Below are 12152 nucleotides of genomic sequence, written 5' to 3'. Positions count from 1 at the left end.
CAGGAGCGCAATTATTCAACCACCCGATTTCAATCTAAAATGATCAGAACCTCTCGCTCTTTATCGCCGTTTCGAACTCTGCAGCATCTTCTTCTGACCTAAACATATAACGGGCGGTATGCTCGCCCTTCTCCAAATGGCTGTGTGAGCGCCATTCGGGGCCGATATGCGTGTTGAGCCAGGCGGCGATGATGTCGAGGCGCTTGCCCAGACCGAAGGGCGGGATTGGCAGTTCGACATGGTGCGGGAAGTCCCGCGCATCCTTTTCGGCCATGAGAACGGATTTGTAACGACCCATAGGCTTCTGCTTATTGTTTGCGTTTTGTTCTTTTTCGCTTTCCGGTTTGCTCTCAATCTCTGCAGCGCGATTTTCGGTGAGTTGCCCCTCTGCGTCCTCGTAGGTCCCGTAGGCGCCTTTCGTGTCCTCCAGCCCCAACTGGGCGGCGCCGTTTGATGCCTTGATGCTTGTCCCATCACCGATGAGGACCACGCCCTGCCATGTCTGCCCTGCCCCAGTCCAGCGAAACCGAGACCCGCCGCATGGCGATGCTCCGCACGGCTTTTGACGGTCCGGTGGGGGCGGCGCTGGCGGCGCCCGACACGATCGAGATACTCGCCAATCCCGACGGGTCGGTCTGGGTCGAGAAGGCAGGCTTTGGTTTGCGGCGGGCGGCGGAGACGCTTGGCCGCGCCGAACGCGAGCGGATCATCCGGCTGGTCGCCTCCTCTGTCGGGGAGGCCTGCGACCGGGCCTCACCCATTGTGTCGGCCGAACTGCCAGGCTCCGGCGAACGGTTCGAAGGCATCCTGCCGCCGGTGTCTGAAGCGCCCTGCTTTGCGATCCGCAAACCGGCCGGTCAGCCCATCGCGCTCGATACCTATGTCGAAACGGGTGCGCTTACGCCGGCGCTCTGTGTGGGGCTACGGCAGGCGCTGGAAGACCGACTCAATATCGTTGTTGCCGGCGGGACATCGTCGGGCAAGACGACCTTTGCCAATGCCTTGTTGTCCGAACCTGCTCTTTCAGAGGACCGGATCGTCATCCTGGAAGACACGCGCGAGCTTCGCTGTTCGGCCGAGGATGTGACGCAGCTCAGGACGCACCGGTCAGGCATCACGCTCCGCGATCTTGTCCGCTCGACCATGCGGCTCCGGCCGGACCGGATCATTGTCGGCGAGGTCCGCGGCGGCGAGGCGCTCGACCTCCTCAAGGCCTGGAATACCGGCCATCCGGGCGGCATCACGACGCTGCATGCAAACTCCGCCTCAGGCGCGCTCACCCGGCTCGAACAGCTGGTCGAGGAAGCGACGACCGCCCTTCCCCATGCCCTGATCGGCGAAGCGGTCGACGTGATCGTGTTCATGTCCCGCGCGAGCGGCTCGCGCCGCGTCGAGCAGGCGCTCCGCATTACCGGCTTTGACGGCACCGAATACCGGACTGAGCCGCTCGCCGCCCCCTTTCTCAACATCGTCAACTAAGGAGACCGACAGATGTTCTACGATCAGATCAAGGCCCTCAACCGATCGCTTCAGACCGGCGTGCTGCTGGCGTCGGTGAGTGTGTTGTCACTTCCAGCCCATGCCGCCGGCACCGGGATGCCGTGGGAAGGCCCGCTCGACCAGATTCTGCAATCGATCGAAGGACCGGTCGCCCGGATTGTGGCGGTCATCATCATCACGCTAACTGGCCTGACGCTCGCCTTCGGGGAGACATCCGGCGGGTTCCGCAAGCTGATCCAGATCGTGTTCGGCCTGTCCATCGCCTTTGCGGCCACGTCTTTCTTCCTGACCTTCTTCAGCTTCGGCGGCGGCGCGGTGCTCTGATGCTCGACGGCTACGAGATCCCCCTCCACCGCTCGCTCGCCGAACCCATCCTGATGGCAGGCGCGCCGCGCTCGGCCGCCATTGCCATCGGGACGATCGCGGCGGCTTTGGCGCTCGGTCTCAGGCTCTGGATACCGGGGCTTGTGGTCTGGGTGGCGGGACACTCGCTAGCCGTCCTCATGGCCCGGTCTGACCCCGACTTTCTCGCGGTCGCGATCCGGTCTGCCCGTCACAAGGAACATCTTTCATGCTGAACCTCTCCGAATACGCGGCAAAACCGGCACAACTCTCAGACTACCTCCCCTGGGCGTGCCTCGTCGCGCCGGGCGTCGTCCTCAACAAGGACGGCGCCTTCCAGACAAGCTTCCGCTATCGGGGTCCCGACCTTGAAAGCTCCACGGAAGCCGAACTCGTTGCAGTCACCGCACGGGTCAATAATGTGCTCCGCCGGTTCGGGTCCGGCTGGGCTTTGTTCTTCGAGGCGGTACGTGCGGAAGCTATTGCTCTGGAAGAGAGCTCTTTTGACTGCGCTGCCGCCTGGCTGATTGAGCAGGAGCTGCGCGCCGCCGCCGAGGAGACCGGCGCCCGGTTCGAGAGCGCCTATTATCTGACGCTGCTCTGGCTCCCGCCGGCCGATGCGACGGGACGGGCCGAGAAGGCGCTGATCGAGAGGCCTGGGAAGCGGGATGGCGAGGACTGGCGCAAGCGGCTGGAACATTTCCAGACGCGCGCGGCGCAGACGCTCGATCTCCTTTCAACCGCCCTGGATGAGATCCATCCGCTCTCGGATGCAGAGACGCTCACCTATCTACATGCCTGCATCTCGTCGAAACGGCATGCGGTGTCGGTGCCAGAACTGCCGGTTTTTCTGGACGCGGTGCTCGCGGATGAATGCTTTGCAGGCGGTCTGGAGCCGTGCATCGGCGAGGCACACCTTGCAACGCTGACTTTGCTTGGCTTTCCGGCCTCGACCCTGCCCGGCATGCTGGATGAGCTTAACCGGCTCGGCTTTTCCTATCGCTGGGCAACGCGCTATATCGCGATGGACAAGGCCGAGGCCGAAAAGCTCCTCGCGAAGAAGCGGCGGCACTGGTTTGCGAAGCGCAAATCCGTCGGCGCAGTCCTGCGGGAGACGCTGTTCAACGAGCAGGCCGCCCTGCTCGACAATGATGCCGACAACAAGGCCGCCGATGCCGATGCGGCGCTGCAGGAGCTCGGCTCGGACCTTGTCTCTTATGGCTATGTCACCACGACGCTGACGCTCATGGGCACTTCGCGCGAAGAGGTCGAGGAACGCACCCGCGCGGTCGAGCGGGTAATCAACGGGCGCGGGTTCACAACCATCCGCGAGACGCTGAACGCCGTCGAAGCCTGGCTTGGCTCCCTGCCGGGGCATGTCTATGCCAATGTCCGCCAGCCGATCCTGCACACACTGAACCTCGCTCACCTCGTGCCGATCTCTTCAGTCTGGGCAGGCGAGGCGTGGAATGACCATCTGTCGGACCGCGCGCTCATAGAAGCGCAAACGGAGGGCACGACGCCGTTCCGGCTGAACCTGCATGTCGGCGATGTCGGCCATGCGCTGATCATCGGGCCGACGGGATCCGGCAAGTCGGTGCTCCTGTCGCTGCTCGCGGCGCAATGGAAACGCTATGAGGGCGCGCAGGTCTTCTTCTTCGACAAGGGACGGTCGGCGCGGGCGGTGACATTGGCTTTGGGTGGCACCTGGCTGCCGCTGGCCGGCGATGAGCGTCCGGCCTTGCAGCCGCTTCGGGACATCAATACAGACCGCGGCGCGAGCTTTGCGGCCGACTGGTTGCTCGGCCTGATCGAAGCTGAGGGCGTGACCGTTACGCCAGACCTGAAGTCTGTCTTGTGGGACGCGGTGCGGTCGCTGGCTTCGGCGCCTGTTGCCGAACGCACGCTAACGGGGCTCAGCCTGATCCTGCAATCCGATACGCTGAAGGCGGCGCTGCACCCCTACACGCTGGAAGGCGCCTACGGGCATCTGCTCGATAGCGATTCAGAAGCCTGCGACCTCTCGTCGGTTGCCTGTTTCGAGATGGACGAGCTGATGCAGACCCCGTCTGCGGTCGCGCCGGTCATCACCTATCTCTTTCATCGGCTAGAGGACCGGTTCGATGGCCGCCCGACCCTGCTCATTCTCGATGAGGCCTGGCTCTTCCTGGATCATCCGGTCTTTGCCGCACGCCTCCGCGATTGGCTGAAGACGCTGCGCAAGAAGAATGTGGCGGTCGTGTTTGCGACCCAGTCGCTTGCCGACATTGAGGGGGCGTCGATTGCACCGGCCCTGATCGAATCCTGCCCGACACGGATCTTCCTGCCGAATGAGCGGGCGCTCGAGCCGACTGCCCAGGCGATCTATCGGCGGTTCGGACTCAATGACCGCCAGATCGACATTCTCGCCAAGGCCATCCCGAAGCGGGACTATTACTATACCTCGCCGCTTGGCTGCCGGCTCTTCGAGCTTGGCCTTGGTGAAGTCGCCCTCGCCTTCTGCGGGGCGGCATCACCTGCCGACCAGAAGCTCATGGATGGGCTACTCGAAGCCGACGCAGAAACGGGCTTCGCCCGCGGCTGGCTGCAGCTGAAACAGCTCGGCTGGGCAGCAGACCTGCTGGCCGGGCAGCCCGATGCAACCCTCCCACAAATCGCCGCTGAATAGGAGCCCCCAAATGAAAGCCCTTCTGTCTTCCGTCGCGCTTGTTGCCATTCCGCTGTCTGGCCTGATGGCCCCGCCCGCCTCGGCGCAGCTTGCTGTCTACGACCCGGCCAACCACGCCCAGAACATCCTGCAGGCCGTGCGAGCGCTTCAGGAAATCGATAACCAGGTTCGCCAGCTCACCCATGAGATCGACATGATCGAGAAAATGGCGCGGGATTTGGAAACCCTGCCTGTCGAAGTTGCCCGCGCCATCATTGCCGACCGCATCCGCCGCATCGGAGAACTCATGCGCGACGCCGAAGGGATTGGCTACGGCGTCGAGGAGGTCGAGGAGGAGTATGAGAACCTCTATCCTGAAACCTATGGCGACACACCGCCTCAGTCCGATGTACTTGTAGAGGATGCGCGCGCCCGCTGGCGCCAGTCGCGCAATGCCCACAAGCACACGCTCCTCATGGTCGCTGAGACCGTGCGCAACAATGCCGAGGATTCCGAGGCACTGACCGGCTTGGTGGATGAGAGCCAGACAGCCATCGGCAATCTCCAGGCCCTGCAGGCTGGCAACCAGATCGGTGCACTCTCGGCCGAACAGCTGATCCAGATGGAAGCGCTGATGGCCGCCCATTACCGGGCCATAGCCTTCGACCGGGCACGTGAGCTTGAAGAGGCCGAACGCGGCCGGGCCCGTCTTAAATCCTTCCTCGGAGACTGACCCGTCATGGAAGAGATGGGCGTCATCGACCGGTTCCTCGAAACCTTCATTGCCTATATCGATTCAGGCTTCGGCCTGCTTGCCGGCGATGTCGCTTACCTGACAACCACACTGATAGTCATAGACATCACGCTCGCCGGTCTCTTCTGGGCGCTGTCGCAGAATGCCGACGTCATGTCGGGCCTCCTCAAGAAGGTGCTCTATGTCGGCTTCTTCGCCTTCATCATCGGCAACTTCACCCTGCTCGCCAACATCGTGTTCGAGAGCTTCGCGAGCCTCGGTGTGAAGGCGGGCTCCAGCACGCTGACGGCAGGCGACCTTATGCGACCGGGCTATATTGCCGGGGTCGGGTTCGAGGCGGCAGAACCCTTGCTGGCCGAAATCGGCGACATGCTTGGTCCAATCAGCTTCTTTCACAATTTTATCCTGATCGCTGTCATGTTCCTGGCCTGGGCGATCATCCTCGTCGCCTTCTTCGTGCTCGCGGTTCAGCTCTTCGTGGCGATCCTGGAATTCAAGCTGACGACGCTGGCCGGGTTCGTACTGATCCCGTTCGCGCTCTGGAACAAGACCAGCTTCCTCGCTGAACGCGTGCTCGGCAATGTCGTCACCTCGGGCATCAAGCTGATGGTGCTCGCTATCGTCGTCGGGATCGGCTCAACGCTCTTTGCTTCGATCACCGATGCTTTCACCGGGCCGGGCGATACGACTCTGGCGCAAGTGATGGGCACCGTGCTTGCCGCCATCGTCTTTCTCTGGATGGGTGTGTTCGCGCCGGGAATTGCGTCAGGCCTTGTCACCGGGGCGCCGCAGCTTGGCGCCGGCTCGGTCGTCGGCACAACAGCCGCTGTGGGTGCGGGCGCGATCCTCGCAGGCACAGGCACAGTCGCTGCTGGACGCGCCGCAATTGGCGGGGCGTCGGCAGCGGTCAAGGCCGGGGCCTCAATGTCGGGCGCGGCTCGCACCTCGTATGACCTTGGACGGCTTGGTTCCGGCGCCACCGGCTGGCGCGGGCATCTCGCTGGAGCCACAGGTATGGCGCAGGCTGGCTCGGACGCCATGCGGCGCATGGCCGGACGGCCCTTGCAAGGCGCCCGAAATGCTTACAGGCGCGGCAGTGAAGCCGCCTTTGCGGCAACCGGCGGGAGCACAGCATCTACGGGCGTCAGCGATGCCGGAACCAGCGGTTCAAGCCCGGCCTGGGCCCGGCGCCTGCGCACAGAACAACGCCTGCAGCATGCCGGCGCGATCACTGTGCACGCTCTGAAAGATGGCGACCGCGGCATGGCTGGTGAGAACCCGAAACTTCAAAGAGACGAGGACTGATCCCATGTTCAGGCGAACTTCCACCCATTACGGGCAAAGCCCGCATCCCGAAACGCCTTACCAGAAAGCCGGCCAGATCTGGGATGACCGGATCGGATCTGCCCGCGTACAGGCCAGGAACTGGCGGCTGATGGCACTCGGGTTGCTGGTCCTTCTGACGGCCTCTTCAGCCGCCCTTGTTTGGCGCAGCCTGCAATCCACAGTGACGCCATATGTGGTCGAAGTGGACGACACAGGCTCTGTGAAAGCCGTCGGCCCTGCCCTCGCCAATTACGACCCGACCGATGCGCAAGTCGCCCATCACCTCGCCAACTTCATCTCCGATGTCCGCAGTCTTTCCATCGATCCGGTCATTGTCCGGCAGAACTGGTTGGCGGCCTATGACTATGTGACCGACAAGGCCGCCATCACGCTCAGCGATTATGCCCGCGACAATGACCCCTTCGCCGAGATCGGACGTCGCTCGCGCAGTGTCGATGTCGTAAGTGTCGTCCGCGTCTCGGACGAGTCCTTCCAGGCGCGCTGGCTTGAGAAGACCTACGAGAATGGCGCGCTGACCGGCGTCAAACGGTTCACCGGCCTCTTCACCCTGATCCACTCCCCGCCGCGCGATGCGCCGACGCTCCGCGCCAACCCGCTCGGCCTCTACATCCACAGCCTCAATTGGGGCGAAGACCTTGTCACAGGAGACAACCCATGATCCGCACTCCCACACTGGTATCCACACTGGCCCTTGCCACCGCCTGCGCCAGCGTTCCGGAGGCCGCGCCGATCGAGCCGGAACTGTTTGTCGCCGCCGCGCAGGTCGAGGACGCAGAGCCCCGTCCTGTCGAGATCGTCGAAACACCAACACCTTTGCCGCTTCCCGGCCAGATGAAACCGGTCGACGGGGTCAAGCGCACGGTAACCCGTGTCTATACCTCGCCCTCCGAGACGATCCGCAAGGGCACATCAGAAGCCCGGATCGAACCGTCCGTGGACGGCTATGTAAATGCCATTCAGGTCTATCCCTATACAGAAGGGGCGCTGTACAGATTGTATGCCGCGCCGGGACAGGTCTCCGACATTGCGCTGCAGCCCGGCGAGACGCTGGTCTCTGTCTCGGCTGGCGATACGGTGCGCTGGATTGTGGGAGATACATCCTCCGGTTCAGGCGGAACAGCACGCGCACATGTTCTGGTCAAACCGATCGGCGCCGGCCTCTCGACCAATCTCATGATTGCGACAGACCGGCGGACCTATCATCTGGAACTGGAGAGCGGTGACGGCACCTATATGGCGGCGTTGTCTTGGCGCTATCCGGCCGACGAGCTCTCGCAACTCATCTCTCGCAACAGCGTAGCGCTCGCGCGGGAAGAGACATCAATCATGCCGGGTGTTGCACTCGACCGGCTGGACTTTGATTACCTGATCGATGGTGACCGTCCAGACTGGCGACCCGTCCGCGTGTTCGATGATGAGCGGCAGGTTTTCATCCAGATGCCGGAAGGGTTGTCGACTATGGAGGCCCCGCCCCTCTTTGTCCTTGGCGTTTCTGGCGAGGCCGAACTCGTCAATTATCGCCTCAAGGGCAATTACTACATTGTCGATCATCTCTTCCGGGCCGCTGAGCTTCGCCTTGGTGAGAAATCCCAGACCGTGGTGCGGATCCGCAAACGCGAACCGAGGTCTGGTCTCGCGAGCCTGTTCGGGAGCAAGGGATGAGCGAGCCAGCCCCTTTCCCGCAGCAGGCCGATGCCCTGAAACTGCGCGCGCGGCCGCGACCCGTCACACGGATCAACCGGAAAGTCCTGATGGTCGGCGCCGGGCTCGGTGTGCTGGGGCTCTTTGCTGCCGCCTCCATTGCGCTCGATCCGCCCAAGGCCGCCGATCCCGCGGATCGCCAGGAACTTTACAACACGGCCACGAAGCGCGCGCCGGATGGACTGGCAGAACTTCCCTCGTCGTATGCGACCTGGACGCCGTCGCCCGGAACGCCAAAGCTTGGCGCACCCATGGCCGGCGACCTCGGCGGGACAGTGGTTTCGGAGGAACGCGAATGGGGGCTCGATCCGGAGTGGGATGTCGCAGCCTCGGATGATTTCAGGCCCTCGCCTGAAGATGAAGCCCTTCGGGCCGAACGTCTTGTCGCGGCTAAGCTTGCCGACGCAGCGGGCAAATCCTCCGTATTCTTTGACATTGGCGCTGGGCCGAGCATCGGGCCGGCATCCCTGCCGTCTGCCGGAGTTCCGGCCTCGTTCGGCTCTGAGCTGCTGGCGCTCGCTAGCCAAAGCGCCGGTGCCTTGCCGACAGGTCCAGGTAAGGATGACAACTTGCAAGCCCGCAAGATCGCCTTCGCGGACGAGGCACGCGATGGGGCGATTTACAACCCGCATGATCTCGAGACACCGGTCTCGCCCTACCAGGTCATGGCGGGCACGCTTATCCCGGCTTCGCTTGTGACAGGCCTCAACTCGGATCTGCCAGGTTCGGTCATCGGGCAGGTCACCCAGCCGGTCTATGACACCGTCACCGGAGCTTATCTTCTCATTCCGCAGGGTACCCGGCTGATCGGGCGCTACCAGTCCGAAATCTCATTCGGCCAGCAGCGCGCACTATTGATCTGGGACCGAATGATCTTCCCGGATGGCAGTTCTGTGCAGATATCTGAACCTGCCGCAGACAAGCAGGGTTTTGCGGGCCTTTCTGACCGCACAGACCATCACTGGGACCGGGTATTTGTCGCCGCTGGTCTTGCGACCGTTCTCGGCATCGGCGCGGAACTAGGATCAGACGAGGATGATATCGAACGTGCCATACGGCGCGGGTTCGGCGACAGCGTGTCTGAGGCCGGGGAGCGCGTCGTTGATCGCAACCTCGGCATCCAGCCGACCCTTCGTATCCGGCCCGGCTGGCCGGTGCGGGTCATCGTGACGCGTGATCTCGTGCTGCGGCCTTATTCTCAGGGAGGCCGCTGATGAGCCTTCGCATTGCCCAACTGCCGGATCGCACGCCGGTCAAACTGACCCTCTCTGTTGAACCCGATCTCGCGTCCGCGCTTGCCGACTATGCGGCGATCTATGCCGAGACCTATGGCGCCGAAGAGAAACCCGAAACCCTGGTTCCTGTCATGCTGGAAACCTTCCTCGCATCGGATGCCGGGTTCAAGCGGGCCCGCAAGGCCCTTCATGCCAGAGCCAGCAAAGGAGAATAGCAATGGCGACAATTGGCACCTTCAGCCAGAAGGATGGCAAATGGACCGGGACGATCCGGACCATGACAATCAATGTGAAAGCCCAGATGGTCCCGGTGACCGAGAAAGCCGAAGGCGGCCCGGACTACCGGATCTTCGCCGGAGGCGCAGAACTCGGCGCCGCCTGGCGCGAGGAAAGCAAGGATGGCGAAACTCCATACCTTGCCGTCAAGCTGGATGATCCGGGGTTCGAGAAGCCACTGAGAGCTGCCTTTTTCGAGAAGGAAGAAGATGGCAGCGGCGTGCTGGTCTGGAACCGTCAGAAGCTGAACTAGATCAGCTTCTGCCTATCGGACCGTGAACCGCAAATACCCCAAACTCGTGTCTCGCGGTCGCCTTCCAAAGGCGATCGCGAAGCCAACTGAACCTCCCGAGGACGAATTTTCTGGGGAAATAGCCCCATCTTGGGCGATTGATCTCGCCGAAGCGCTTGCGCGATATCATGCGAGGTTGGCATATCGGAAAGGGTCATGACCCTAAAAGCCGCCATCTACGCCCGCTACTCGTCGGACCTTCAGTCTATTCGTTCAATCGAAGACCAGATTGCTCTTTGCCGACAACACCTAGAACAGAAATCCTGGACCGAAACCGTCGTCTATTCAGACCGCGCGATCTCGGGCGGCGCAATGGTTACGCGCCCCGGTATACAGGATCTGATTAGGGGCGCCGCGAACGGTCACTTCAATGTCGTTGTATCAGAGGCGCTCGACCGCATTTCCCGCGACCAAGCCGACACAGCCACAATCTACAAGATCCTCGCCTTTCACGGCGTGTCGATCGTCACGCTTTCCGAAGGAGAAGTCGACTCGATGCATGTCGGCTTCAAGGGCGTGATGAATGAGATGTTCCTGCGCGATCTGGCGAAGAAGACGCGCCGCGGTCAGACTGGTGTTGTGAATTCAGGTAGATCGGCCGGAGGACATTGCTACGGTTACGACATCCTACCGGGTGAACAGAATGGCATCCTGACCATCAACGACGAAGAAGCTGAGACCATCAGACGGATCATGCGTCTGTTCGTTGAAGGAAAATCTCCGCGAAGCATCGCGGCCATGTTGAATCAGGAAGGTGTCGCAGCACCGCGCGGTTCAGATTGGCGCGCCTCAACGATCAATGGACAGGTGCATGCCGGCAACGGCATCCTGAACAACGAACTCTATATCGGTCGCCGCATCTGGAACCGCAGGCATAAGGTCACGGATCCCTTCTCCGGCAAGAAGCGTATGCGGGCAAACCCCGAAAGCGAATGGGTCATCAATGAGGTGCCGGACCTTCGGATTGTTGATAATGAACTCTGGCAGGCTGTGAAGCTTCGCCAACAAAGGCACTCCCGCAAACGTGGTGGAGCGAAGCGGCCAACACGGCTCCTGTCGGGGCTTCTGGAATGTACTGTGTGCGGCGGTCCAATGTCGATTGTCTCTCAGAACAGGTACGGTTGCTCGACAAGGCGCGAGAAGGGTACCTGCTCGAACAATCGAACCATTGCGGCCAAAGAACTGGAAGAACGCGTCCTTGCAGGACTGAACAACGCTCTGCTTCATCCGGACGCGCAGAAGGCGGCCGCACGCGAGTTTCACGCAGAACTCGTTCGTCAACAAAAGGCGACTGGGAGCGAGCGGTTTCAGCTTGAGAAGGCTATCGCTGAAGCCGGCAGGCGTATCGACCGGATTGTCGATGCGATTGCTGAAGGAGTCGCGACCACTGCCCTCAAGCAAAAGCTGGTCGCCCTGGAAGCAGAAAAAGTCGAAAACGAGGGCAAACTTGCGGCAATGGGCAGCGAGCCCGTTGTGAGCGTTCATCCGAACGCGGGCGAGCTCTATGCCGAGCTTATCGGCTCACTTGTGGAAGTGGTTTCGGACCCGTCTCCGGATGCTGACGAGGTCCGATCCGTCTTGAGGAAGACCATCCAACGGATTTGCCTTGAGCCGCGCAAAAATGAGAGCGGCTATAACCTTGTTATAAAAGGTGATTTGGCCGCCCTGATTTCTCAGGACGGCCAAACTACTCTTATGATGGGTGCGGGAGTAGGATTTGAACCTACGACCTTCAGGTTATGAGCCTGACGAGCTACCGGACTGCTCCATCCCGCGTCAGCATGTAGATACATTTAAGAGGCTAACCCCTGAAATGCAAATCCGGCCGCGAGGGCCGGACATATCCGCCAGGAAGATCCGGGCGGCAGGCCGCAAAGCGACCAAAATCGTCGTAAATGGAAAGATATGTCTGCAAGTTTGTATGACTGGGTTCTGCGGACCCGGCAGCGACCTACTCTCCCACGCCTTAAGACGTAGTACCATTGGCGCAAGGGGGCTTAACGACCGAGTTCGAGATGGGATCGGGTGGGGACCCCCTGCCATAACCACCGGGTCGGC

General features: G+C 61.7%; 13 protein-coding genes, 1 tRNA gene and 1 rRNA gene. 12 read left to right on the top strand and 3 right to left on the bottom strand.

What is annotated here, in order from left to right; all coding sequences use genetic code 11:
- Positions 1-43: 43 nt before the first annotated feature.
- Entirely contained in the window at positions 44-490 is a 447-nt protein-coding gene (locus V7660_RS09790; RefSeq protein WP_335602895.1) for a hypothetical protein, read from the bottom strand.
- Between the two features lie 8 nt (positions 491-498).
- Between V7660_RS09790 and trbB the strand changes: the two genes are divergently transcribed.
- The 12 genes from trbB to V7660_RS17260 all read left to right on the top strand — a co-directional run bounded on the left by trbB (position 499) and on the right by V7660_RS17260 (position 11837).
- On the top strand, positions 499-1479 hold the full coding sequence (trbB, locus tag V7660_RS09785) for a P-type conjugative transfer ATPase TrbB (protein WP_335602894.1): 981 nt from the start codon (positions 499-501) through the stop codon (positions 1477-1479).
- Positions 1480-1491: 12 nt separating this feature from the next.
- Complete coding sequence (locus tag V7660_RS09780) at positions 1492-1824, top strand: TrbC/VirB2 family protein (RefSeq protein WP_335602893.1); 333 nt, start codon at positions 1492-1494, stop codon at positions 1822-1824.
- Entirely contained in the window at positions 1824-2078 is a 255-nt protein-coding gene (locus V7660_RS09775; protein WP_013301530.1) for a VirB3 family type IV secretion system protein, read from the top strand. The genes V7660_RS09780 and V7660_RS09775 overlap by 1 nt, the downstream gene beginning before the upstream one ends.
- A complete protein-coding gene (gene trbE, locus V7660_RS09770) occupies positions 2072-4510 on the top strand; it encodes a conjugal transfer protein TrbE (RefSeq protein ID WP_335602892.1) in 2439 nt (812 codons plus the stop codon). The genes V7660_RS09775 and trbE overlap by 7 nt, the downstream gene beginning before the upstream one ends.
- 10 nt (positions 4511-4520) lie before the next feature.
- Complete coding sequence (gene trbJ, locus V7660_RS09765) at positions 4521-5222, top strand: P-type conjugative transfer protein TrbJ (protein WP_084393368.1); 702 nt, start codon at positions 4521-4523, stop codon at positions 5220-5222.
- Between the two features lie 6 nt (positions 5223-5228).
- Positions 5229-6548 carry a P-type conjugative transfer protein TrbL gene (gene trbL / locus V7660_RS09760; RefSeq protein ID WP_290497603.1) on the top strand — a complete coding sequence of 440 codons (1320 nt, stop codon included), beginning with the start codon at positions 5229-5231 and terminating at the stop codon, positions 6546-6548.
- A 4-nt stretch (positions 6549-6552) separates the two neighbouring features.
- Positions 6553-7248, top strand: coding sequence for a conjugal transfer protein TrbF (gene trbF, locus V7660_RS09755; RefSeq protein WP_035552024.1), 696 nt, complete (start codon positions 6553-6555; stop codon positions 7246-7248).
- Positions 7245-8252, top strand: coding sequence for a P-type conjugative transfer protein TrbG (gene trbG, locus V7660_RS09750; protein ID WP_335602891.1), 1008 nt, complete (start codon positions 7245-7247; stop codon positions 8250-8252). Before trbF ends, trbG begins: the two co-directional genes overlap by 4 nt.
- Positions 8249-9505, top strand: a complete 1257-nt coding sequence (locus tag V7660_RS09745; RefSeq protein ID WP_290497606.1) for a TrbI/VirB10 family protein — start codon at positions 8249-8251, stop codon at positions 9503-9505. The genes trbG and V7660_RS09745 overlap by 4 nt, the downstream gene beginning before the upstream one ends.
- Complete coding sequence (locus V7660_RS09740) at positions 9505-9741, top strand: DUF2274 domain-containing protein (protein WP_084393364.1); 237 nt, start codon at positions 9505-9507, stop codon at positions 9739-9741. The genes V7660_RS09745 and V7660_RS09740 overlap by 1 nt, the downstream gene beginning before the upstream one ends.
- Before the next feature lie 2 nt (positions 9742-9743).
- Entirely contained in the window at positions 9744-10055 is a 312-nt protein-coding gene (locus V7660_RS09735; protein ID WP_013301538.1) for a DUF736 domain-containing protein, read from the top strand.
- A 195-nt stretch (positions 10056-10250) separates the two neighbouring features.
- Positions 10251-11837, top strand: a complete 1587-nt coding sequence (locus V7660_RS17260) for a recombinase family protein (RefSeq protein ID WP_367173547.1) — start codon at positions 10251-10253, stop codon at positions 11835-11837.
- On the opposite strand, the gene V7660_RS09725 is transcribed toward V7660_RS17260, so the two are convergent.
- Positions 11794-11870 (bottom strand) — tRNA-Met (locus tag V7660_RS09725). The genes V7660_RS17260 and V7660_RS09725 overlap by 44 nt on opposite strands.
- Before the next feature lie 162 nt (positions 11871-12032).
- Positions 12033-12147 (bottom strand): 5S ribosomal RNA (rrf, locus tag V7660_RS09720).
- Between the last annotated feature and the right edge of the window lie 5 nt (positions 12148-12152).

Origin of the sequence: Hyphomonas sp. (genome assembly GCF_036964145.1) — a bacterium.
Classification (GTDB): Bacteria; Pseudomonadota; Alphaproteobacteria; order Caulobacterales; family Hyphomonadaceae; genus Hyphomonas.
The sequence above is the reverse complement of the archived record's forward strand: the minus strand, read 5'-3'. Positions and strand labels throughout refer to the sequence as shown.